Origin of the sequence: Pseudonocardia lacus (assembly GCF_018531445.1) — a bacterium.
GTDB classification, from domain to species: domain Bacteria; phylum Actinomycetota; class Actinomycetes; order Mycobacteriales; family Pseudonocardiaceae; genus Pseudonocardia; species Pseudonocardia lacus.
Genome location: NZ_JAHDTH010000019.1, coordinates 28,931 through 50,748, shown reverse-complemented (window position 1 = coordinate 50,748; position 21,818 = coordinate 28,931). Strand labels below are relative to the sequence as shown.

Genomic DNA, 21,818 nt, shown 5'->3' with positions numbered 1-21,818 from the left:
GCCGAACCGGCCCCGGCCCGGGTCAGCCCTGCGCCTTCTCCGCCACGTCCTGCCACTCCCGCCACGTCCTCAGCCGCGACTCGTAGTCGGCGGTGGCGATGCCCAGCGGCGCCGACCCCAGGAAGATCCGCAGCGGCGGCTCGTCGGCGTCCACGACCGCCAGCACGGCGCTCGCCGATGCCGTCGGGTCGCCCGGGGTGCCGATCCGCTCGCGGCGCGCCTTCTGGACCTGCTCGTGCAGCTCGGCGTAGTCGGGCAGCGGGTCGGAGTGCCGCGCGGAGGCGCCGGCCCAGTCGGTGGCGAAGCCGCCCGGCTCGATCAGCGTGACGCGGACGCCGAATCCGGCGACCTCCTGGGCCAGCGACTGGCTCAGGCCCTCCAGCGCCCACTTGGACGCGTGGTACATCCCGACCACCGGGAACGCGCTGATCCCGCCGATCGAGGAGACCTGCAGGATGTGCCCGGAGCCCTGGGCGCGCAGGATCGGCAGCGCGGCCTGGGTGACCCAGAGCGCGCCGAACAGGTTGGTCTCCACCTGGTCGCGGGCGTCGGACTCGCTGAGTTCCTCGACGAACCCGAAGTGCCCGTAGCCGGCGTTGTTGACCACGACGTCGAGCCGGCCGAAGCGCTCGTGCGCGGCGGCGACCGCGGCGAAGTCGGCGGCGCGGTCGGTGACGTCGAGCCGCAGCGGCAGGAGCCGCTCGCCGTAGCGCTCGACGAGGTCGTCGAGGGTGGACGTGTCGCGCGCCGTCGCGGCCACGCGGTCGCCGCGCTCCAGCGCCGCGATGGCCCATTCGCGGCCGAAGCCGCGTGACGCGCCGGTGATGAACCAGATCTTCTCCGTCATGCCCGGTGGAACTACCGGAGGCGCCTCCGGTATTCCGGGTCACCGCCGGGAAATGTCCACGCCGTGCTCACCTTCCGGACGGGGGCCGCTCGTCCTCGGTGATCCGCCCGTCGATGACCGCAGGGGTCGGCGCGGCGTCACCAGCCGGACGACCGCCCCCACCGGCACGACGACGGCCAGCGCCACCGCCACCTGGACGGCCCCGACGACCTGCGCGGCCAGCAGCACGGCCGGACCGGCGAACAGGAACCCGAGGCCGGCGAAGGGGTGGTCGTGGCGCAGGCAGTGCGCCGCGGCGCCCGTACACAGGAGCAGGGCGACCAGGCCGACCGCGGACCCGGCGACGGTGAGCGGCACGACGCCTCCTCCCAGGTGACGGCAGGAGTCTCGTCCGCCCCGCCCGTTCTCGCAATCAGTCATCGGGTGACTGCGTACGGTGACTTGCGGTGATCGGCGGGAAGAGGTCTTCGTCCTGCCCGCCGGGCGCTATTGAGTCTCCGCTTTTCCGGGCGGGAGCACGTAGCATCCGGGGATCGGTGACGGTGGAGGGAGTGCGATGGGGCACGAGGAGCGGGTCCGGGTCACGATCGAGGACGGGGTCGCCGACGTGCGGCTGAACCGCCCGGACAAGCGCAACGCGCTCGACCCGGCGATGTTCGAGGCGCTCGTGCTGGCCGGCACCGAGCTGGCCTCGAACCCGTCGCTGCGGGTGGTGGTGCTGTCCGGGGAGGGCCCCGACTTCTGCGCTGGCCTGGACTTCGGGTCGTTCCAGGCCATGGCCGGCGGCGGCGCGCGGCTCTCGGCGACGGCGCAGCTGCCCGAGCCCACCGGCCCGGCCAGGGCGACGGGCCAGCGCGCGGTGCACGTGTGGGCCGAGCTCCCGGTGCCGGTGATCGCCGCCATCCGGGGCAACGCGCTCGGCGGCGGGCTGCAGGTCGCGCTCGGCGCCGACATCCGCATCGTCGCGCCCGACGCGTCGCTCGGGCTGCTGGAGGTGCCCTGGGGCCTGGTGCCCGACATGACCGGCACCCAGGTGCTGCCCGAGCTGGTGGGCCGCGACGTGGCCAAGGAACTGGTCTTCACCGGGCGGAAGGTGTCCGGCACCGAGGCCGCGCAGCTGGGCCTGGCCACCCGCGTCGCCGACGACCCGATCGCCGCGGCGCGGGAGCTGGCCCGCACGATCGCCGGGATGAACCCGCACTCCGTGCGCGGCGCCAAGCGCCTGCTCGACATGGCCGGGCGCGTCGACCTCGCCGAGGGCTTCGCCGCCGAGCAGCAGGAGATCGGTGCACTGATCGGCAGCCCGAACCAGGTCGAGGCCGTCACGGCCCGGTTCGAGCGGCGCGCCCCGAAGTTCGCGGACTGAGCCCTCAGGGCTTCAGGACCAGCCGGATGGGGTTGCCCGTCTTGCGCTCCAGCTGCTCGACCGCCTTCGCGGCGTCGGCCAGCGGGACCAGCCCGCTGACCGAGCGGGACAGGTCGAGCCGGTGGCGGCGGGTCAACGCCACCAGCTCCTCGATGTGGCCGGGCCCGTAGCCGTAGTGGCCGAGTACCTGCTGCTGCAGGAACCCGAACCGGCTGCTGTCGGCGATCGTCACCGGCTGCCCGGACAGCCCCACCAGCACGAGCTTGCCCTGCGGCCCCAGGCACAGCAGGGCCTGCTCGCGCACCGCGGTCACCCCGGCGAAGTCGAAGGCGACAGCAAGGCCGGTGCCCGTCTCGGCCATGACCCGCTCGACGAACCGCTCGTCGGCCGGGTCGAGGACGACGTCGGCGCCGAGGTCGAGGGCGCGGTCGCGAGCGGCCGGCAGCGGGTCGACGACGATGATCGGCGCCGCGCCGACCAGCCGCAGCAGCTGCACGGCGTGCGCGCCCAGCCCGCCCGCGCCCCACACGCCCACGGCCTGCGCAGGGCGCACGGCCGCGGTGGCGGTGATCGCGCCCCACGGCGTGGACACCGCGTCCGGGATGATCGCGGCCTGCTCGAACGGCAGGTCGTCGGGGATGGGGACCAGGGTCGAGACGGTGGCCAGCGCGTACTCGGCCCAGCCGCCGTCGTAGTCGACGCCGCGGGTCAGGGTCTCGCCCCCGGGGCCCTGCTCGCCGGCGGACAGCAGCACCCGCCGCCCCGGCTCCCAGCCGGACACGTCCGGGCCGAGCGCGTCGACGACGCCGGCGACCTCGTGGCCGAGGGTGACCGTGTCGCCGGGCAGGAACACCGGCGTCAGCGTGCCGTCGATCAGGTGCACGTCCGACAGGCACACGCCGGCCGCCTCGACCTTGATCCGGACCTGGCCGGGGCCCGGCTCGGGGACCGGCACGTCCTCGACCTCGAACCGCCTCGTCCGCAGGTGCAACCGGCCGGCCAGCATGCGATCACCCGTTCCGCTCGTCGTTCCCGCCCTCGATGATCGCCATCATGCCCGCGTCGACGCGGTCGCGGTCGCGCACTTCCCGAGCGCCCCGCGATGCGGCACCCTGGCCGGCGGGGGTGAGGCGATGTCCGTCCTCGGATCCGTCCGGTCGCGCCGCTGGGCCGACCTCCCGCCCGACGCCCGGCTCGGGGTCGCGTTCGGCGGGGCCGTCCAGCTGGCGCTGCTCGCGGCGGCGCTGCTCGACCTGCGCCGCCGGGACCCCGCGCTCGTCCGCGGGCCGCGCTGGGTGTGGGCGCTGGTCTCGCTGCTCAACTTCATCGGCCCGATCAGCTACTTCGCGTTCGGTCGCCGCCGCCCGCGCTGAGCGCCAGCGGGCCCGCCGCCGGAGTTCAGGAAAGCCACGTTCCTGTCCTCTGGGTTCAGGAAAGCCACGTTCCTGACCCGCGGGTTCAGGAAAGCCACGTTCCTGTCCCGTGGGTTCAGGAACGTGGCTTTCCTGAACCACCGCCGGGCCTTCCCCAGCATGAGATCGGCCTGGACCGGACATCCGCGTCCACCACGGGGACGGGCCGCCGCGTCAGCGCCGACCGCCGGCTCCGAGCCCGCCCACCAGGACGTGGCCGGGCGGCGGCTCCTCGGACGGCGTGCCGTTGACGACCACGGCCGCCCGCTCCCACGCCCGCTCCGCGGTCAGCAGCGGCAGCTCGGCGGCGTTCCACCCGTCCATGACGGCCATCGCCGCGGGGTCGTCGCGGTCGCGCTCGCGCATCCGGCGGTCGGCGACGGCGTGGTCGGATTGCACCCAGACGACGGCGTCCAGGTACGGGGCCAGCCGCCGCCGCGCCGCGGCGCACCCCTCGACGAGCAGCAGCTCGCACCCGGCCGGCACCTCGATCGCGCCCTCCCGGCCGCGCTCCCGCCAGGCCGGCGGGGCGAACCGGACGGCGTGACCCTCCCGGGCGGGCGCCAGCACGTGCTCGGCGAGCAGCGGGTCCCAGTCGAAGAAGCTGTGGTGCCAGGCCGCGTCGTCGGTGTGGACGACGGTGGTGCGCGGCCCGGCCGCTGCGGCCAGCGCCCCGGCCAGCGTGGACTTGCCGCTCCCGCCGCGCCCGTCGACGGCGACCACCCAGGGCCGCGTCGGCGGGTCGGGCCGGGCGGTGGTCAGCCGGGCCAGCACCTCGGCGACGGGCACGGCGCGCCACGGCCCGTGGTCGGGCTCGCCGTCCGGCAGCTGCATGCCGGCATCCTCGCCCAACCCGACGCGGCGGGCACGTCGGTCGGTGCCCCGTCCGTCACGGACTCGGCCACGGCGCCCCCCGGCGACGCATGATCGTCGGGTGACCGCGTACTCGTTGCTGTCCCACCTGGAGTGCTCCCGCGACGGCTCGCGCCACGACGCCGATGTGCTGCAGGGCACGTCGGCGATCGGGGCCCCGCTGCTGGCCCGCTACGACCTGGGGGCGGTCGCCGCGGCCGTCACCCGGGCCGACATCGCCTCGCGCCCGCCGACGCTGTGGCGCTACCACGAGGTGCTGCCCGTCCGCGATCCCGCGCGGGTGGTGAGCCTGGGCGAGGGCATGACACCGCTGGTCGAGCTGCCCCGCCACGGCGCCCGGCTGGGCGTGCCGGCGCTGCGGATGAAGGACGAGGGGCTCGTGCCGACCGGCTCGTTCAAGGCGCGCGGCGCGGCCGTCGGGGTGTCGCGGGCCGCGGAGCTGGGGGTGGCCGGGATCGCGATGCCGACGAACGGCAACGCCGGGGCCGCGTGGGCGTCCTACGCGGCGCGGGCCGGGATCGGGGCGCTCGTCGCGATGCCGGTGGACGCGCCGGAGATCACCCGGCGCGGGGTCGCGGTGACCGGCGCCGAGCTGTACCTGGTCGACGGCCTGATCGGCGACGCCGGAGCGCTGGTGAAGGCGGCCGTCGCCGAGCGGCCCGGCTGGCAGGACACCTCGACGCTGCGCGAGCCGTACCGCATCGAGGGCAAGAAGACGATGGGCTACGAGATCGTCGAGCAGCTCGGCTGGCGGGCCCCCGACGTCATCCTCTACCCGACCGGCGGCGGCGTCGGGATCATCGGCATCCACAAGGCGCTGCGGGAGCTGCGGGAGCTGGGCTGGCTGCGCGGTGAGCTGCCGCGGCTGGTGGCGGTGCAGGCAGCGGGCTGCGTGCCGATCGTCGACGCGTTCGCCGCCGGCCTGGCCGAGAGCACGCCCCCGCCCGACCCGCGCACGGTCGCGTTCGGGATCACGGTGCCCAAGGCGCTGGGCGACTTCCTGGTGCTCGACGCCGTGCGCGACACGGGCGGCACCGCGATCGCGGTGACCGACGAGGAGCTGCTCGCCGCGCAGTCCGCGCTGGCCCGCGACGAGGGCGCGTGGATCTGCCCGGAGGGCGCGGCCTGCTTCGCGGCGGTGGGGCGGCTGCGCGAGTCGGGGTGGCTGCGCGGCGACGAGGAGGTCGTCGTCCTGAACACCGGCGCCGGCCTGATCTACCCCGGCACCGTCCCCGTCGACGCGCCCGTGCTGCCCCGCACCGGCACCCCCATCCCGTCGAGAACGAACTTGTCGTGATCAACAGGGCCTGTCGATCACGACAAGTTCGTTCTCGACGGGGTCGGTCAGCCGAAGAGGCCGCGGCGGCGGGCCAGCTCGTGCAGCTGGTCGTCCAGGACGCGCTCCAGGTCGGGGGAGTCGATGAGGTCGTAGGGCAGCGGGACCCGGCGGACGCGGTCGTCGCCCTCGGTGAACAGCCCGGCCTTCTTGTCGCCCTCCAGGATCACCTCGATCTCGTGCGGGCGGGTCAGGAACGTCACCTCGACCTCGTTGAGCGAGCGCGACAGCGAGGCCGGCGGGTAGAACTCCAGCTCCTGGTAGAACGGCAGCGCCGCACCGCGGATGTGGCCGCGCTCGACGTCGGTGCTCTTGAACCGGCAGCCGACCCGCTCCAGCGCGCCCAGCACGCGCTGCTGGGCCGGCGTGGGCTCGACCCGGACCGGGTCGTAGTCGCCCTTGTCGAACGACTTGGCGATCTCCAGCTCGGTGCGCACCCCGATCCGGACGCCGGGCAGGTCCTGGCCGTTCACCACGTTGAACGGCGTCTCCAGCGGCACCTCGATCGAGAACGGCGCGTTGCGGTGCTCGCCGGGGTGCAGCGTGAACTCGCCCTCCACGAGCTGGCGGGCGAACTCCGCGTCGGACTTGTGCTCGCTGTCCTGGGTCTCCACCTCGACCCGGCACACCAGGGTCAGCGCGACGTACTTGATCTCCTGCTCGAACTCCCCGCCGACGATCTCGACGATGCCGTCGAGCCGGCCGCCCGGCCGCGTCGCCGGCGTGTGCACGATCGTGTCGACGGTCGTGCCGCCGCCGAACCTGGCCTTGATCCGCTTGAAGATCATTCTTACCCCCCAGCTGGTCGAGTCCCCCGAACCGGGCGGACCCTATCGTGGCGACTCGCTCGAACCGCGTACCGCGCGCGCGGTCCGGCGTCAGGCGTCGGGCGCGTTCTGCACGGTCAGCACGCCGCCGACGTCGTGGCGCAGCCAGGCCAGCAGGACGCGGTCCTCCAGGGTCAGCGGGACCCGCGGGCCCGACCAGCTCAGCATCGCCGTGGGGCGGTGGGCGAGCGCGTCGCGCAGGCTCGTGGCCAGCTCCGGGGTGGCGAGCACGATCACGCCGTCGTGGCTGACCGCCTGCGAGCCGGGCGCGGCGTCGGCGGCGTCCGGGCCGGTGCTGAGCACGTAACCGCAGCCCTGCCGATCGTCGTATCCGGTCACCACCATGCGCGCGTTCCCTCGTGCTCGTCCGGCCCTGCCCGTCCCAGCCTGCCGCCTACGGGTCACCTCCGGCGCTGATCCGGGCGATCCTGTCGGCTTCCGCCGCCAGGGCGACGACATCGGCGGAGTCGGCGGGGATGCCGTGGCGCAGCGCGATGCGCCGGATGTCGGGGTAGCCGATGGCGGTCCGGTTGCGGTCGTCGATGTACACGACGAAGCGCAGCGGCAGGTCGAGGCCGATGCTGGGGGCCGTGGCCAGCAGCGGGGCCTCCGCGGCCGGTCGGGAGATCAGCACCGCGGTGCTCGCCCGCGGCGGGGCCGGCGTGCCGGGTGGGTCGGTGGCGCGCGGCCGACCGGTGTCGGGCACGAACTCCAGGGTGGCCAGCACGTTGTTGCCACCCCGGTCGCCCTCCCGCTGCAGCGCGGTGACCGCGGCGGCGATCGTCCCGTCGCTGATCGCGGTCAGCAGGTAGTCGACCGGCGTGACCCCGATCAGCGGGGCCGCGGTGGCCTCCGCGGCGGCGGGGGCGACCCCGTCCAGGATCGCCGCGTTGGCGTCGGCCAGCGGCTGGCGCACCGCCACGTCGGAGACGTTGGACAGGGCGGCGAGGTAGTCGATGCTGTCGTAGCTCAGCACCGTCTTCCCGGCGGCGTCCTGGCGCACCTGGAACGGCGCTGGCAGCACGCCACCGGCCCGTGGGTCGAACCGGGCCATGCCCGTGTTGGCCGCGTCGGGGCCGCCGATGACCACCGTGTTCGGCGGGATCTGCACGCCGGCCGCACGGGCCGCCGCGGCGTGGTCGACGACGGCCGCCACCCGCCCGCCACCCGCGGTGATCGCGTCCTGCAGGCCCTGGACCAGCGCGGCCGGGTCGCCGTCCGCTCCGACCGTGACCGAGCCGGCCACCTCACCCGGGGTCAGGGCGGCCGGCAGCGTCGCTCCGGCACCGCCGTCCAGGGTTCCGCACGCCGTGGCGCTCAGCGAGAGCGCCAACGCGGCGCCCGCCGTCCGCATGCGGGCTCGGAACAGGGTGGACATCGGCGGCTCCGGGGCAGGGCTGCGGGGACTCGAAGGGGCGGCGGCGACCCTATCGGCGGACATCGCGCTCCGACCGGGTCGTCGCTCGTGCAGCCGATCAGCGGCGCCGCACGCGCGCCAACAGGCCGACGAGGCGTCGATGGGCGTCGTGTGACACCGGAGTGACCGGTTTCACCCGTACGTCGATTGCCGGCGGTATACCCCCTGGTAACAATGGCCAGGTCTGGTCGCCCGACGTACGGGACCGCGGTCGCGGGCGGCGGAGTCGCATGTGAGGGTCCCCAGCACAGGTCCAGGAAGTCCCGTTCGAGCCCGGCGTCGGCGCCATCGACGGCTGCCGCCGCGGCGCGCGGGGCGCATCGCGGGTCACCGCGCCGGCAGGAGGTCGAAGAGGTCCGATGAACATCGTCGTGCTCGTCAAGCAGGTGCCCGACACCTATTCGGAACGCAAGCTCGACGCGTCGGACGGCCGGCTGGACCGGGACGCCACCGACGCCGTCCTCGACGAGATCAACGAGCGCGCCGTCGAGGCCGCGCTGCAGATCAAGGAGGCCAACGGCGGCTCCGAGGTGACCGTCGTGACCATGGGTCCCGACCGCGCCACCGAGGCCATCCGCAAGGCGCTGTCCATGGGCGCCGACAAGGCCGTGCACCTGACCGACGGCGCGCTGGCCGGGTCGGACGCGGTGTCCACCGCCAAGGCGCTGGCCAAGGTCATCGGCACGGTCGACGGGTTCGACCTGGTGCTGGCCGGCAACGAGGCCTCCGACGGGCGCGGCGGCGCCACCCCGGCGATGGTGGCCGACCTGCTCGGCGTGCCCGCGCTCACCCACGCCCGCGAGATCACCGTCGACGGCTCCTCGGTGACCGTGCGCCGGGAGACCGACGACGGCGTCACCGTGCTGACCGCCGAGCTGCCGGCCGTGGTGTCGGTCGGCGAGAAGATCAACGAGCCGCGCTACCCGTCGTTCAAGGGGATCATGGCGGCCAAGAAGAAGCCGGTGACCACGCTGTCGCTGGCCGACGCCGGGATCGACGCCGGCGAGGTCGGCTCGGCGGGGGCGCTGTCCAGCGTCACCTCCGCGCAGCCCAAGCCCCCGAAGAGCGCGGGCGAGAAGGTCATCGACGAGGGCGACGGCGGGCAGAAGATCGCCGCGTTCCTGGTGTCCCAGAAGCTGATCTGACCCGGTTCGACGAGCGAAGGAGAAAACCCATGGCCGAAGTACTGGTCCTCGTCGACCACGTCGAGGGTGAGGTCAAGAAGAGCACGTTCGAGCTGCTGACGGCGGCGCGCTCGCTGGGCGAGCCGTCCGCGGTGGTCGTCGGCGCGCCCGGCACCGCCCAGAAGCTGTCCGCGGCGCTGGCCGCCAACGGCGCCGAGAAGATCTACGTCGCCGAGACCGACCGCACCGACTTCCTGACCCCGCAGGTCGACGTGCTGGCCGCGCTGGTCGGGTCGGCGTCGCCGACGGCCGTGCTGGTCAGCGCGTCCGCCGACGGCAAGGAGATCGCCGGCCGGCTGGCCGTGCGCACCGGCTCCGCCTGGCTGAACGACGTCATCGGCGTCGCCGGTGGCGACGGCGTGTCCGCCACCCACTCGGTCTTCGGTGGCGCGTTCATCGCCGAGGCGAAGTCCAACACCGAGCACCCGGTGATCACCCTGCGGCCCGGCGCGGTCGACGTCGAGGCCACCGCGGGCGCGGGCACCGAGCAGCAGGTGGAGGTCCCCGCGGCCAGCGGTCGCGGCGCCACCGTGCAGAGCACCGAGCCGATCGTCGGCGGCGACCGCCCCGAGCTCACCGAGGCCAGCGTCGTGGTCTCCGGCGGGCGCGGCGTCGGCTCGGCCGACGACTTCGCCGTCGTCGAGGGCCTGGCCGACGCCCTCGGCGCGGCCGTCGGCGCGTCCCGGGCGGCGGTCGACTCCGGCTACTACCCGCACCAGTTCCAGGTCGGGCAGACCGGCAAGACCGTCTCGCCGCAGCTCTACATCGCGCTGGGCATCTCCGGCGCGATCCAGCACCGGGCCGGCATGCAGACCTCGAAGACGATCATCGCCGTCAACAAGGACGCCGAGGCCCCGATCTTCGAGATCGCCGACTTCGGCGTGGTGGGCGACCTGTTCCAGGTCGCGCCGCAGCTGAAGGAGGAAGTCGCCAAGCGCAAGGGCTGAGCGGCCCCACCGCTGGTTCTCCGGAAGCCACGATGCTGCCCCTCGCGGGTGGCCTCGTGGCTTCCGGCGTTGAGGGGCATTCGGCGGCTCCTAGTCTTCGCAGGGGCTGTGTGGTCTTCGCAGGTGCTGTGGGCCCTGCGAAGACCATGGCGGCTCTGCGAAGACTGTGAGGCCATCGAAGACTGTGAGGCCATCGAAGACGGTGAGGCCATCGGGCGGTCGTCGGTGGCGGGCACCCGCTCGGCGGGAGGCATCGCTGGCCGCCCGAGAAGTCGCGCGTCTACCCTTGGGCACGGCGACCGGACCGGGCCCACCGGACGGGTGGTTCGACAGATGGTGGCTGATGGCGCGGCAGATGACACAGGCGGACGTGACGTCCCCGGCGAAGACGACCTACCTCGACCACGCCGCCACCACCCCGGTGCTGGACGAGGTGGTGGCGGCGATGGCCGACGCCATGCGGCGCACCGGCAACGCGTCCTCCCTGCACACCTCGGGGCGGCGGGCCCGCCGCGACGTCGAGGAGGCCCGCGAGCGCATCGCGGCGGCCGTCGGGGCGCGTCCGTCGGAGGTGGTGCTCACCACCGGCGGCACGGAGAGCGACAACCTCGCCGTCAAGGGCCTCTACTGGGCGCGCCGCGCGGCCGACCGCCGCCGCCGCCGGGTGCTGGTCTCCTCGATCGAGCACCACGCCGTGCTGGACGCGGCCACCTGGCTCAGCGAGCACGAGGACGCCGAGGTCGAGCTGCTGGGCGTCGACGAGGTGGGCCGGGTGACCCCGGCGTCGCTGCGCGCCGCGCTGGCCCGCGACCCCGCCTCGGCGGCGCTCGTGTCGGTGATGTGGGCCAACAACGAGGTCGGCACGGTCAACCCGATCCGCGAGCTGGCGGCCGTCGCCCACGAGTTCGGCGTCCCGCTGCACACCGACGCCGTGCAGGCCGTCGGGGTGCTCCCGGTCGACTTCACCGCCTCCGGCGCCGACGCGCTCACCCTCACCGGGCACAAGCTGGGCGGGCCGTACGGGGCCGGGGTGCTGCTGCTGGGCCGAGACATCGCGCTCACACCGCTGCTGCACGGCGGCGGCCAGGAGCGCGACGTGCGCTCCGGCACCCTGGACACCCCGTCGGTCGTCGCGCTGGCCAAGGCCGTCGAGGTGGCCGTGGCCGACATGCCCCGGCGGGCCGCGGTGCTGTCCGGCCTGCGCGACGACCTGGTGGGCAAGGTGCTGGCCTCGGTGCCCGACGCCACCCTCAACGGCGACCCGGGCACCGGCGTCATCGACGGCGGCCCGTCGCGGCTGCCCGGCAACGCCCACCTGTCGTTCCCCGGGTGCGAGGGCGACAGCCTGCTCATGCTGCTCGACGCGCAGGGCATCGAGTGCTCCACCGGCTCGGCCTGCACCGCGGGTGTCGCCCAGCCCAGCCACGTGCTGCTGGCCATGGGCGCCGACGAGGCCACCGCGCGCGGCTCGCTGCGGTTCTCCTTCGGCCACACCTCGACCCCGGCCGACGTCGACGCCGTCGCCGCGGTCATCGGGCAGGTGGTCGACCGGGCCCGGCGCGCCGGCCAGCACGTCCCGGCGGGGGGCCGCTAGTGCGGGTGCTGGCCGCGATGAGCGGCGGCGTCGACTCGGCGGTGGCCGCGGGGCGCGCGGTCGACGCGGGCCACGACGTCGTCGGGGTGCACCTGGCCCTGTCCGAGACGCCCGACGCGCTGCGGTCCGGCTCGCGCGGCTGCTGCTCCCGCGAGGACGCCGCCGACGCCCGCCGGGCCGCCGACGTGCTCGACATCCCGTTCTACGTGTGGGACTTCGCGGCCCGGTTCACCGAGGACGTCGTCGACGACTTCGTGGCCGCCTACGCCGAGGGCCGCACCCCGAACCCGTGCCTGCGGTGCAACGAGAAGATCAAGTTCTCGGCGCTGCTCGACCGGGCGCTCGCGCTCGGCTTCGACGCCGTCTGCACCGGCCACTACGCCCGCAACGTCAGCGGCGTGCTGCGCCGGGCCGTCGACGCCGACAAGGACCAGTCCTACGTGCTGGCCGTGCTCACCCGCCACCAGCTGGCGCACGCGATGTTCCCGATCGGCGACACCACCAAGCCGCGGGTGCGCGCCGAGGCCGCCGAGCGCGGGCTGCGGGTGGCCGACAAGCCCGACAGCCACGACATCTGCTTCATCCCCTCCGGCGACACCCGCGCCTTCCTCGGGGCCCGGCTGGGCACCCGGCCCGGAGCCGTCGTCGACGCCGAGACCGGGGCCGAGCTGGCCCGCCACGACGGCGTCCACGGGTTCACCGTGGGGCAGCGCAAGGGGCTGGGCATCGACGCCCCCGCAGGCGACGGCCGCCCCCGCTACGTGCTGGGCATCGAGCCGGTGTCCGGCACGGTCCGGGTGGGCCCGGCCGCCGCGCTGGATGTGCGCACCGTCGAGGCCGAGCGCCCCGTGTGGGCGGCCGGCGCCGCCCCGGGCGAGCGGTTCGACTGTGTGGCCCAGGTGCGCGCGCACGGCGGCCTGGCGGCGGCCACCGCCGTCGTCACCGACGCCGGCGTGGTGGTCGAGCTGGACGAGCCGCTGCGCGCGGTCGCCCCCGGCCAGGCCGTCGCGCTGTACCGCCCGGACGCGGACGGCGACGTCGTGCTGGGCAGCGCCACCATCACCGCCACCCGGTAGCGCGCACCCGCCGACGGCCGGTCGCGGTGAGTAGTGCCCGGGAGATTCGGGCACTCCGCGGCGTCCGCCCAGGAGGTGCGCCTTGTCCGCTCTGTCCCAGCCGGTCGACGCCGTCCACGACGTCGCCGAGAGCAAGCCCGTCAAGCTGCTCGGCCGCATCGGCCTGGTCGCCTACGGCGTCGTGCACCTGCTGATCGCCTGGCTGGTGGTGCAGGTGCCGTTCGGCGAGCCGGAGCAGGCCGACAAGAAGGGCGCGCTGCAGCAGGTCGCGTCCACTCCGGCCGGGGCGTTCCTGCTCTGGGTGATCACCGCGGGGCTGGCCGCCCTGGTGCTCTGGCAGCTGACCGAGGCGATCTGGGGCCACCGCGGGCTCCCGGCCCGCCGGCAGGCGCTGCGCAGGGCGATCAACGTCGGCGAGGCGGCCATCTTCGCCGTGCTGGCCTACTCCGCCGGCTCGATCGCCGCCACCGGCGGCGCGCCGTCGCTGTCGAAGTCGTTCGCCGCGGCCGTGTTCGACCTGCCCGGCGGGCGCTACCTGGTCGCGCTCGGCGGGCTCGGGCTGGTCGCCGGTGGCGCGTACGCCGTCTACCGCGGGGTGCGGAAGGAGTTCCTGCGCGACCTGCGGTTCAGCGGCGAGGCCGCCCGCCGCAAGCGCCTGATCACCCGGCTCGGGCAGGTCGGTTGGTGCGCCCTGGGCGTGGTCTACGGGCTGCCCGGCGTGCTGCTGGTCGTCGCCGGCCTGCAGTACGACCCGAAGGAGCCGGTCGGGCTCGACGCCGGCCTGCAGGCGCTGGGCCGCCAGCCGTTCGGCGCCCCGGTACTGGTGGCGCTGGCCCTCGGCCTGGTCGCGTTCGGCGTCTACTGCTTCGTGGACGCGCGCTACCGCAAGGACTGACCCGCGCGCCGGAACCACGGGGCCTGCGTCTGCCGCGTCCGGCGAGGCCGACCCCGGCGGCTCCGCGCGCCGGCCGCGCCGCCGGACGAGCGGGTGTCGTGGGCGGGCCGCCCACCCGGCTGGTAGACACCGCACGTGAGCACCGACGACCCCATCGAGGCGGCACTGGCCGCGGCCGGACTGACCGGCGCCCGGCCCGGGGAGACGGTCGGCGGTGGGCCCCTGACCGTCTCCGAGGCCGCCGAGCCCGACGCGGGGGAGGCCGAGCCCGCCCCCCGCTGGCCGGACGGCGCGGCCACCGGGGTCGGCTCGATGCCCGGCACCGACCCCCTGGAGGCGGCGACGGTGGTGGCGGGGGAGCTGCCGCTGCTGGTGCCCCTGCCCGAGCTGCCCGCCCGCGGCGTGGGCGCGGACATGATCGGCCGCACCGCCGGGCTGCTGGTCGACCTGGCGGTGGAGCTGCGGCCGTCGGGGTACCGGGTGACCGCCCGACCGGGCCGCGAGCACCGGCGCGCCGTCGACCTCCTGCGCACCGACCTGGACGCCTTCGACGAGGCCTGCGACCCCGTCCGCCCGGGCTGGGTCAAGGTGCAGGCGGCCGGCCCCTGGACGCTCGCGGCCGCGGTGGAGCTGCGCACCGGCCACCGCGTGCTGACCGACCACGGCGCGGTGCGGGAGTTCGCCACGAGCCTGACCGAGGGGCTGCGGGAGCACGTGGCCGAGGTGGCCTCCCGCACCGGGGCGCAGGTGCTGCTGCAGCTCGACGAGCCCTCGCTGCCCGCCGTGCTGGCCGGCTCGGTGCCCACTCCCTCGGGCTACGGCACGGTGCGCTCGGTGGCCGAACCGGCGGCGAAGGACCTGCTGCGCGACGTCGTCGCCGCCGTCGGCGTGCCGGTGGTGCTGCACTGCTGCGCCGACCGGCCACCCCTGCGGCTGCTGGCCGACGTCGGTGCCGCCGCGGTCGGCATCGACGCCACGCTGCCCGGAGTGGCCGGCCGCACCGCCGAGACCGCCCAGCTCGACGCCATCGGCGAGACCTGGGACGCCGGCACGCCCCTCATGCTGGGTCTGGTGCCCGGCACCGCCCCGCGCGGTCGGGTGAGCGACAAGGCGCTGGCCCGCCCGGCCCTCGACCTGGCCGACCGCCTCGGCTTCGACCGGCACCGCCTGGCCACGCTCGCCGTGCCCACCCCGACCTGCGGGCTGGCCGGGGCATCCCCGGAGTGGGCTCGCCGCGCGCTCGCCCTGACCCGCGAGATCGCCACGCTGTTCGGCGACCCGCCCGACGACGAGGCCTGACTCTCACCCGGCCGTCATCGCGCCCCACCTCCTCCGCGCGCCGGCCCCCGCTCGGCCAGCTCCCGCAGGCGGCGCAGGTCGGCGCCCAGCCGGCGGCGCAGCACCCGCCCGAGGACCGGCGCCAGCAACCGGTCGACCCCGTCGGGGTGGATGTCGGTCTCCAGCGCCACCCGGCTGCGCCCGCCGGGCAGCTCCTCGACCGTGCGCCGGCCGTTGGCGCGGACGCCGGACGTCGTGCGCCAGGTGAGGGTCCGGCCGGGGCCCACGGCCTCGACCAGGCCACCGTTGCGGTAGGAGCGACCGGCGAACCGCAGGTGCTCGTCGGTGGTCTGCCCCGGCTCGATCGGCCCGGGCGGCGACGGCGCCATGGTCGCCACGCCCGCCCGCCACGCCGGGTCGGCCCGGTAGTCGCCGAGCAGCTCCCACACCCGCCCGGCGGGTGCGTCCACCTCTGTCCGCGCGCGCAGCTTGATCATTTCGACCCCTCCCTCAGGTGACCCGGTACCGCCACAGGTCGAAATATACGGCCTCGAAATGTTCGTCGTCAAGGCCTGCGGCGTCGACGGGTTCGATCGCGAACTAAGATGGGGCGATGGACGAGGTGGACCGGCACATCGAGCAGTGGCGGGTGGAACGTCCCGACCTCCCCGAGGCCGGGTTGCGGGCGATGGGCCTGTTCGGACGGCTCGGACGGCTGGCCGCCAAGGTGGGGCCCTACATCGAGGGGCACCTGATCGCCCGGCACGAGCTGACGGTCGCCGAGTTCGACGTGCTGGCCGCCCTCCGCCGCGCTGGCGAGCCCTTCACACTCACCCCGGGCGCCCTGGCCAGGGCGATGATGCTGTCGCCGTCGGCCACCACCAACCGGCTCGACAACCTGGAGCGGCGGGGCCTGGTCACCCGCTCGCTCGACCCGGGCAACCGGCGGAGCATGCCGGTCACCCTCACCGCGGAGGGGCGCCGGCTCGTCGACGCCGCCGTGGTCGACCACGTCGCCACCGAGCAGGAGCTGCTGGGCCCGCTGTCGGCCGAGCAGATCGATCGGGTGAACGAGCTGCTCGGTCGGATGCTGCACTACGTCTCGGAGCTCGACGAGGACTGAGGTTCGCGGCGATGTCGGTCCGGCTCGGTAACCTCCCCCCGTGAGCTCGACATCGTCGCAGGCCGCGTCGCCGGAGCAGACCGCCCAGCGGCACGCCCAACTGTCCGAGGAGATCAACGGGCACCGGTTCCGGTACTACGTGCTGGACTCCCCGGTCATCTCCGACGGCCAGTTCGACGAGCTCTGGCAGGAGCTGCTGGCGCTGGAGGAGCAGCACCCGGAGCTGGTGACGCCGGAGTCGCCCTCGCAGAACGTGGGCAGCCGGTTCAGCACCGAGTTCGCCGCGCACGACCACCTCGAGCGCATGCTCAGCCTGGACAACGCCTTCGCCACCGACGACCTGCGCGCCTGGGCGGAGCGGGTGGCCAAGGAGGTCGGCGAGGGCGCGCTGCACTACCTGTGCGAGCTCAAGATCGACGGGCTGGCCGTCAACCTGCTCTACGAGAACGGCGTGCTCACCAGGGCCCTCACCCGCGGCGACGGGCGCACCGGCGAGGACATCACCCTCAACATGCGCACCCTGGAGGAGGTGCCCGAGCGGCTCACCGGCACCGCCGAGTTCCCGGTTCCCGAGCTGGTCGAGGTGCGCGGCGAGGTGTACTTCCGGCTGGCGGACTTCGAGGCCCTCAACGCCTCGCTGGTCGAGGCGGGCAAGCCGCCGTTCGCCAACCCGCGCAACACCGCGGCCGGCTCGCTGCGCCAGAAGGACCCGCGGGTCACCGCGTCGCGCCACCTGCGGCTCATCTGCCACGGCTTCGGCAAGCGCCGGGGGTTCACCCTGGAGCGCCAGTCCCAGGGCTACGACGCGCTGCGCGCCTGGGGGCTGCCGGTCTCCGGGCGCACGAAGGTCCTCACCGGGGTCGACGACGTGGTCGCGCACGTCGAGTACTGGGGCGAGCACCGCCACGACATCGAGCACGAGATCGACGGCGTGGTCATCAAGGTCGACGAGGTCGCGCTGCAGCGGCGGCTGGGGGCCACCTCGCGCGCCCCGCGCTGGGCGATCGCGTTCAAGTACCCGCCGGAGGAGGTCGTCACCAAGCTCCTCGACATCCAGGTCAACGTGGGCCGCACCGGCCGCGTCACCCCGTTCGCGCAGATGGAGCCGGTGGTGGTGGCCGGTTCCACCGTCGAGCTGGCCACCCTGCACAACGCCGACGAGGTCCGCCGCAAGGGCGTGCTCATCGGCGACCGGGTCGTCATCCGCAAGGCGGGCGACGTCATCCCGGAGGTGCTCGGCCCGGTCGTCGACGCCCGCGACGGCAGCGAGCGCGAGTTCGTCATGCCGACGCACTGCCCGGAGTGCGGCACGGCGCTCGTCCGGCAGAAGGCCGGCGACGTCGACCAGCGCTGCCCGAACGCCCGCTCCTGCCCCGCCCAGTTGCGCGAGCGGCTGTTCCACGTGGCCGGGCGGGGCGCGTTCGACATCGAGGTCCTCGGCTACGAGGCCGCGGTCGCGATGCTGCACGCCGGCGTCGTGCACGACGAGGGCGACGTCTTCGGCCTCACCGAGGACGACCTGCTGCAGGTCGAGTTGTTCCGCACCAAGGCGGGCGAGCTGTCGGCCAACGCCCGCAAGCTGCTGGCCAACCTGCACGCGGCCAAGGAGCAGCCGCTGTGGCGGGTGCTGGTCGGGTTGTCCATCCGGCACGTCGGGCCGACCGCCGCCCAGGCGCTGGCCAGGGAGTTCCGCTCGATGGACGCCATCGAGGCGGCGGCCGCCGAGGCCGCGCGGGCCACCGAGGCGGCCGGCATGGAGATCCTGTCCGACGGCTCGGCCGCCGGCCCGGGCGCGGAGGCGGCCGACGCGGAGGCCAAGGGCGAGGTCGTCGAGGGGGCGCAGGTCGCCGAGCGGTCCGACGAGGAGCGGGCCGCCGCCGAGGAGGCGAAGGCGGCCGCGGCGGAGAAGGCGGCCAAGGCCGCGGCCCGCGCGAAGGCCAAGGCCCTCGCCGAGGCGCTGGCCCCCATCGCCGGCGTCGAGGGCGTCGGCCCGACGATCGCCGCCGCCGTGCGCGACTGGTTCACCGTCGACTGGCACCGCGAGGTCGTGGCCAAGTGGCGCCGCGCGGGCGTGCGCATGGTCGACGAGCAGGACACGTCCGTCCCCCGCACACTGGAGGGGCTCTCCATCGTGGTCACCGGCTCGATGGACGGCTGGTCCCGGGACGAGGCCAAGGAAGCCATCATGGCGCGCGGCGGTCGGGCGGCCGGGTCGGTCTCCAAGAAGACGGCGTTCGTGGTGGCCGGCGAGGCGCCCGGCTCCAAGTACGACAAGGCCATCGAGATCGGCGTACCGGTGCTCGACGAGGCCGGTTTCGGCGTCCTTCTGGAGCAGGGACCGGACGCGGCGCGGGAGATCGCCTCAACCGGTTCAGGCTGAACGGGTGAGCCGGGTCACCGGGGGGTGACGGTTCACGGGTGGCCCCGCTGTCCACACGTATGATCTTGGCGGAAGGTTCGACGAAAGGGGCGGGTCCGTGCTGCAGGCGGTTCTGAATGGATCCCGCCCGGAGGACGCCCACCCGGCCCTCCCCGTCCTGGCCCGCCACCTCGCCCGCGATGCGCGCGCCGTCGCCCGGCTCGGCATCAGCGCGGTGCACGTGCACCCGCGCGACGCCAACGCCCAGGAGACGCTCGACCCGATGCACGTCGGCGACGCCGTCGCGGCCATCCGGGCCGAGGTGCCGAACATGGAGATCGGGGTGGCCACCGGCCGGTGGATCCAGCCCGACCCGGACAAGCGCATCGCGGCGGTGCTGGCCTGGGGCAGGCTCGGGGTCGGCAAGCCCGACGTGTGCTCGGTCAACGTGCACGAGAAGGGCTGGGACCAGGTCTGCGCCGCGGCCTACCAGGCCGGGATCGGCGTCGAGCTGGGCATCTGGACCAGCGGCGACGCGGTCACCCTCACCAAGCACGGCATCCCGCCGGGCACCACCCGGGTGCTGGCCGAGTCCACCGTCTCCGACCCGGAGACCTCGGTCGCCGAGGCCATCCGGATCCTGCGCGCGCTGGGCACGCTGCCCGTGCCGATCCTGCTGCACGGCGAGGAGGACGGCGCGTGGCCCGTCCTGGAGTACGCGCTGCGGATGGGCATGGACACCCGCATCGGGTTCGAGGACGTGCTCAACCGGCCCGACGGCTGGCTCGCCACCGGCAACGACGACCTCGCCCGCGCGGCGCTGGCGATCCGCGTCTGAGCCCTCTACCGGCGGTTTCGGGCCTACCGGGTACCCGCTGGTGGGGCTTTCCCCACCTGTTCGGCGGGTCGCGTGCGGCGCGTCCCGGGTTTGTGGCTGAGGCCAAAGAAACCCGGTCCCGAACGTGCGTGAGGACGTGGGCTCCGGGCGGACCCGGGCCATAGCGTCAAGTGCATGGGAGTTCTCGGGTCGATCGGACAGCGCGCACGGCACGTGGCCGGGTGGTTCACCCAGCCATTGCTGCCCGACGACCTGTTGGGCACCCTGAACCCGCTGTGGTCGCGGGTCGAGCCGCACGCGCGGGTGGTCGGCGTCCGGCGGGAGACCGCGGACACCACGACCCTGCTGCTGCGGCCGGGTCCCGCGCACCCGGTGCACGTCGCCGGCCAGTTCGTCGGCATCGGCCTGCGGATCGACGGCGTGTGGCAGTGGCGCACCTACTCGGTGACCTCCGCCCCCGGCGACCGCGATCTCGCGGTGACGGTCACCGCGCTGCCCGGTGGCACCGTCTCCGGCGCGCTCGCGCACCGCACCCCGGTCGGCGCGCTGCTGCGGATCGGCCCGCCGGCCGGCGACTTCGTGCTGCCGACGCCGGTGCCCGAGAAGCTGCTGTTCCTCACGGCCGGCAGCGGCATCACCCCGGTGATGGGCATGCTGCGCGACCTGTCCGCGCGGTCCGAGTCGCTGTCCGGCGCGGTGCTGGTGCACTGCGACCGGACCCCCGCCGACCTCGTCTTCGGTCCCGAGCTGCGGGCGCTGGCCGCGGAGACCGGCCTCACCCTGATCGAACGCCACACGGCCGTCGAGGGCAGGCTGACGCCGGAGACGCTCACCGACGTGGTGCCCGACTGGGCCGCCCGTCAGACGTGGGCCTGCGGCCCGACGGCCATGCTGGACGCCCTCACCGAGCACTGGGCGCGTGCCGGCGACCCGGAGGCGCTGCACCTGGAGCGGTTCGTGCCGCCCGCCGCGGTCGCCGAGGGCCTGACCGGTGGCCGCGTCTCGTTCACCACCAGCGGCATCGCCGCCGACGCCGGGCCGGGAACTCCGCTCATGGCGGCGGGGGAGGCGGCCGGCGCGCTGCTGCCCAACGGCTGCCGCATGGGCATCTGCCACACCTGTGTCGGGAAGCTGCGCTCCGGTGCGGTGCGCAACCTGCACACCGGTGATCTGACCGACACGCCCGGCCAAGCCGTGCGCACCTGTGTATCCGGTGCCGCAGGCGACGTCGAGATCGAGCTCTGAGGAGAAACCCCGTGCCCCCCACCCCCATCACCTTCAGCCCGCAGACCCGGCCCAGCGCCGCGGCGCACCTGACCGCCGAGCAGGTCGAGCAGCTCGGCGCCGAGCTCGACGCCATCCGCGCCGAGGTCATGGACAGTCTCGGCGAGGCCGACGCCCGCTACATCCACAAGATCATCGCCATCCAGCGCGGTCTGGAGATGGCCGGGCGCGGCGCCCTGCTGTTCTCGCGGTTCCCCCCGGCGTTCGTGGCCGGCACCCTCGCGCTCAGCGTGGCCAAGATCCTGGACAACATGGAGATCGGGCACAACGTCCTGCACGGCCAGTGGGACTGGATGCGCGACCCGCGGATCCACTCCACGACCTGGGAGTGGGACCACACCACCCCGGCCGAGGCCTGGAAGAAGACGCACAACTACGAGCATCACACGTTCACCAACGTCCGGGGCAAGGACCGCGACCTGGGCTACTCGGTCATGCGGATCACCCCGGAGCAGGACTGGCGGCCCGTCGACCTGATCCAGCCGCTGACCAACGTCGGCCTGTCGCTGATCTTCGAGTGGGGCATCACGCTCTACGACCTGGAGTTCGACCGGGTGCAGGACGGCACCAAGTCCAAGGAGGAGCTCAAGAAGGACCTCAAGGTCCTGTGGCGCAAGCTGCGCCGCCAGCTCGCGAAGGACTACCTGCTGTTCCCGGCGCTGTCCGGGCCGAACTTCCTGCGCACGGCGCTGGCGAACCTGACCGCCAACGTGATCCGCAACGTGTGGTCGCACGCGGTGATCTTCTGCGGGCACTTCCCGGACGGCACCGAGACGTTCGAGGAGGACCGGCTGGAGGGTGAGACCAAGGGCGAGTGGTACGTCCGGCAGATGCTGGGCTCGGCCAACCTCACCGGCAGCCCGGTGTTCCACATCATGACCGGCAACCTCAGCCACCAGATCGAGCACCACCTGTTCCCGGACATGCCGAGCAACCGCTACGCCGAGATCGCCCCGCGGATCCGCGAGATCTGCGACCGCTACGGCCTGACCTACACCGCGGGCTCGCTGCCCAAGCAGTACGGCAAGGTCGTGCGCACCATCTGCCGGCTGGCCTTCCCCGGCGGCGGCACGAAGAAGGGCGCGCAGGTCACCGCGCTCCCGGCGCAGACCGGTCCGGCCCGCAGCACCGACGGGACGCCCGTCCGCCTCGCGGGCTGACC

General features: G+C 74.4%; 22 protein-coding genes. 14 read left to right on the top strand and 8 right to left on the bottom strand.

What is annotated here, in order from left to right:
* Positions 1-22: 22 nt before the first annotated feature.
* Together KIK08_RS06675 and KIK08_RS06670 are read right to left on the bottom strand one after the other, a co-directional pair.
* Positions 23-847, bottom strand: a complete 825-nt coding sequence (locus KIK08_RS06675) for an SDR family oxidoreductase (RefSeq protein WP_214402118.1) — start codon at positions 845-847, stop codon at positions 23-25.
* Positions 848-886: 39 nt separating this feature from the next.
* Positions 887-1,204: a hypothetical protein gene (locus tag KIK08_RS06670; protein WP_214402117.1), complete on the bottom strand. Its 318-nt coding sequence runs from the start codon at positions 1,202-1,204 to the stop codon at positions 887-889.
* 199 nt (positions 1,205-1,403) lie between these two features.
* Here KIK08_RS06670 and KIK08_RS06665 point away from each other — a divergent pair, with 199 nt between their 5' ends.
* Positions 1,404-2,213, top strand: a complete 810-nt coding sequence (locus KIK08_RS06665) for a crotonase/enoyl-CoA hydratase family protein (protein ID WP_214402116.1) — start codon at positions 1,404-1,406, stop codon at positions 2,211-2,213.
* Between the two features lie 4 nt (positions 2,214-2,217).
* Here the strand turns inward: KIK08_RS06665 and KIK08_RS06660 are convergent, their stop codons facing one another.
* Positions 2,218-3,219 (bottom strand): zinc-binding dehydrogenase, encoded by a 1,002-nt coding sequence (locus KIK08_RS06660; protein ID WP_214402115.1) that lies wholly within the window; start codon positions 3,217-3,219, stop codon positions 2,218-2,220.
* Positions 3,220-3,346: 127 nt separating this feature from the next.
* Here KIK08_RS06660 and KIK08_RS06655 point away from each other — a divergent pair, with 127 nt between their 5' ends.
* Entirely contained in the window at positions 3,347-3,586 is a 240-nt protein-coding gene (locus tag KIK08_RS06655) for a PLDc N-terminal domain-containing protein (RefSeq protein ID WP_214402114.1), read from the top strand.
* Positions 3,587-3,799: 213 nt separating this feature from the next.
* Here the strand turns inward: KIK08_RS06655 and KIK08_RS06650 are convergent, their stop codons facing one another.
* Positions 3,800-4,459 carry a hypothetical protein gene (locus KIK08_RS06650; protein ID WP_214402113.1) on the bottom strand — a complete coding sequence of 220 codons (660 nt, stop codon included), beginning with the start codon at positions 4,457-4,459 and terminating at the stop codon, positions 3,800-3,802.
* 100 nt (positions 4,460-4,559) lie between these two features.
* Between KIK08_RS06650 and KIK08_RS06645 the strand changes: the two genes are divergently transcribed.
* Entirely contained in the window at positions 4,560-5,795 is a 1,236-nt protein-coding gene (locus tag KIK08_RS06645) for a threonine synthase (protein ID WP_308257453.1), read from the top strand.
* Positions 5,796-5,842: 47 nt separating this feature from the next.
* Here the strand turns inward: KIK08_RS06645 and KIK08_RS06640 are convergent, their stop codons facing one another.
* The 3 genes from KIK08_RS06640 to KIK08_RS06630 form a co-directional block, all read right to left on the bottom strand.
* Positions 5,843-6,622: a sporulation protein gene (locus KIK08_RS06640; RefSeq protein WP_214402111.1), complete on the bottom strand. Its 780-nt coding sequence runs from the start codon at positions 6,620-6,622 to the stop codon at positions 5,843-5,845.
* Positions 6,623-6,712: 90 nt separating this feature from the next.
* Positions 6,713-7,006, bottom strand: a complete 294-nt coding sequence (locus KIK08_RS06635; RefSeq protein ID WP_214402110.1) for a hypothetical protein — start codon at positions 7,004-7,006, stop codon at positions 6,713-6,715.
* Between the two features lie 49 nt (positions 7,007-7,055).
* Positions 7,056-8,039 (bottom strand): DUF302 domain-containing protein, encoded by a 984-nt coding sequence (locus KIK08_RS06630; protein ID WP_214402109.1) that lies wholly within the window; start codon positions 8,037-8,039, stop codon positions 7,056-7,058.
* 398 nt (positions 8,040-8,437) lie between these two features.
* On the opposite strand from KIK08_RS06630, the gene KIK08_RS06625 reads away from it, so the two are divergent.
* The 6 genes from KIK08_RS06625 (at position 8,438) to KIK08_RS06600 (ending at position 15,073) form a co-directional block, all read left to right on the top strand.
* A complete protein-coding gene (locus KIK08_RS06625) occupies positions 8,438-9,223 on the top strand; it encodes an electron transfer flavoprotein subunit beta/FixA family protein (protein WP_214402108.1) in 786 nt (261 codons plus the stop codon).
* Between the two features lie 29 nt (positions 9,224-9,252).
* Positions 9,253-10,209: an electron transfer flavoprotein subunit alpha/FixB family protein gene (locus tag KIK08_RS06620; RefSeq protein ID WP_214402107.1), complete on the top strand. Its 957-nt coding sequence runs from the start codon at positions 9,253-9,255 to the stop codon at positions 10,207-10,209.
* Between the two features lie 343 nt (positions 10,210-10,552).
* Positions 10,553-11,803, top strand: coding sequence for a cysteine desulfurase family protein (locus tag KIK08_RS06615; protein ID WP_408004646.1), 1,251 nt, complete (start codon positions 10,553-10,555; stop codon positions 11,801-11,803).
* Positions 11,803-12,879, top strand: a complete 1,077-nt coding sequence (mnmA, locus tag KIK08_RS06610; protein WP_214402105.1) for a tRNA 2-thiouridine(34) synthase MnmA — start codon at positions 11,803-11,805, stop codon at positions 12,877-12,879. The genes KIK08_RS06615 and mnmA overlap by 1 nt, the downstream gene beginning before the upstream one ends.
* An 82-nt stretch (positions 12,880-12,961) precedes the next feature.
* Positions 12,962-13,774: a DUF1206 domain-containing protein gene (locus KIK08_RS06605; RefSeq protein WP_214402104.1), complete on the top strand. Its 813-nt coding sequence runs from the start codon at positions 12,962-12,964 to the stop codon at positions 13,772-13,774.
* Between the two features lie 135 nt (positions 13,775-13,909).
* Positions 13,910-15,073, top strand: a complete 1,164-nt coding sequence (locus KIK08_RS06600; RefSeq protein WP_214402103.1) for a uroporphyrinogen decarboxylase/cobalamine-independent methonine synthase family protein — start codon at positions 13,910-13,912, stop codon at positions 15,071-15,073.
* Between the two features lie 14 nt (positions 15,074-15,087).
* Here the strand turns inward: KIK08_RS06600 and KIK08_RS06595 are convergent, their stop codons facing one another.
* Positions 15,088-15,549, bottom strand: coding sequence for an SRPBCC family protein (locus tag KIK08_RS06595; protein WP_214402102.1), 462 nt, complete (start codon positions 15,547-15,549; stop codon positions 15,088-15,090).
* Positions 15,550-15,665: 116 nt separating this feature from the next.
* Between KIK08_RS06595 and KIK08_RS06590 the strand changes: the two genes are divergently transcribed.
* The 5 genes from KIK08_RS06590 to KIK08_RS06570 all read left to right on the top strand — a co-directional run bounded on the left by KIK08_RS06590 (position 15,666) and on the right by KIK08_RS06570 (position 21,816).
* Entirely contained in the window at positions 15,666-16,175 is a 510-nt protein-coding gene (locus KIK08_RS06590) for a MarR family winged helix-turn-helix transcriptional regulator (RefSeq protein WP_214402101.1), read from the top strand.
* A gap of 40 nt (positions 16,176-16,215) precedes the next feature.
* Positions 16,216-18,555, top strand: coding sequence for an NAD-dependent DNA ligase LigA (gene ligA / locus KIK08_RS06585; protein ID WP_214402100.1), 2,340 nt, complete (start codon positions 16,216-16,218; stop codon positions 18,553-18,555).
* Positions 18,556-18,652: 97 nt separating this feature from the next.
* The gene (locus KIK08_RS06580; RefSeq protein ID WP_214402099.1) at positions 18,653-19,372 is read left to right on the top strand and encodes a 3-keto-5-aminohexanoate cleavage protein; all 720 of its coding nucleotides are present in this window, start codon (positions 18,653-18,655) and stop codon (positions 19,370-19,372) included.
* 174 nt (positions 19,373-19,546) lie between these two features.
* Positions 19,547-20,617: a ferredoxin reductase gene (locus tag KIK08_RS06575; protein WP_214402098.1), complete on the top strand. Its 1,071-nt coding sequence runs from the start codon at positions 19,547-19,549 to the stop codon at positions 20,615-20,617.
* 11 nt (positions 20,618-20,628) lie between these two features.
* Positions 20,629-21,816: a fatty acid desaturase family protein gene (locus KIK08_RS06570; protein WP_308257452.1), complete on the top strand. Its 1,188-nt coding sequence runs from the start codon at positions 20,629-20,631 to the stop codon at positions 21,814-21,816.
* The last annotated feature ends 2 nt before the right edge of the window (positions 21,817-21,818 follow it).

Coding starts and splice junctions, on each gene's coding strand:
- KIK08_RS06675 (WP_214402118.1), bottom strand. CDS start 847: ATGACGGAGAAGATCTGGTTCATCACCGGCGCGTCACGCGGCTTCGGC.
- KIK08_RS06635 (WP_214402110.1), bottom strand. CDS start 7,006: ATGGTGGTGACCGGATACGACGATCGGCAGGGCTGCGGTTACGTGCTC.
- KIK08_RS06655 (WP_214402114.1), top strand. CDS start 3,347: ATGTCCGTCCTCGGATCCGTCCGGTCGCGCCGCTGGGCCGACCTCCCG.
- KIK08_RS06595 (WP_214402102.1), bottom strand. CDS start 15,549: ATGATCAAGCTGCGCGCGCGGACAGAGGTGGACGCACCCGCCGGGCGG.
- KIK08_RS06640 (WP_214402111.1), bottom strand. CDS start 6,622: ATGATCTTCAAGCGGATCAAGGCCAGGTTCGGCGGCGGCACGACCGTC.
- KIK08_RS06630 (WP_214402109.1), bottom strand. CDS start 8,039: ATGTCCACCCTGTTCCGAGCCCGCATGCGGACGGCGGGCGCCGCGTTG.
- KIK08_RS06620 (WP_214402107.1), top strand. CDS start 9,253: ATGGCCGAAGTACTGGTCCTCGTCGACCACGTCGAGGGTGAGGTCAAG.
- KIK08_RS06590 (WP_214402101.1), top strand. CDS start 15,666: ATGGACGAGGTGGACCGGCACATCGAGCAGTGGCGGGTGGAACGTCCC.
- KIK08_RS06615 (WP_408004646.1), top strand. CDS start 10,553: ATGGCGCGGCAGATGACACAGGCGGACGTGACGTCCCCGGCGAAGACG.
- KIK08_RS06660 (WP_214402115.1), bottom strand. CDS start 3,219: ATGCTGGCCGGCCGGTTGCACCTGCGGACGAGGCGGTTCGAGGTCGAG.
- KIK08_RS06665 (WP_214402116.1), top strand. CDS start 1,404: ATGGGGCACGAGGAGCGGGTCCGGGTCACGATCGAGGACGGGGTCGCC.
- KIK08_RS06575 (WP_214402098.1), top strand. CDS start 19,547: ATGGGAGTTCTCGGGTCGATCGGACAGCGCGCACGGCACGTGGCCGGG.
- KIK08_RS06650 (WP_214402113.1), bottom strand. CDS start 4,459: ATGCAGCTGCCGGACGGCGAGCCCGACCACGGGCCGTGGCGCGCCGTG.
- KIK08_RS06625 (WP_214402108.1), top strand. CDS start 8,438: ATGAACATCGTCGTGCTCGTCAAGCAGGTGCCCGACACCTATTCGGAA.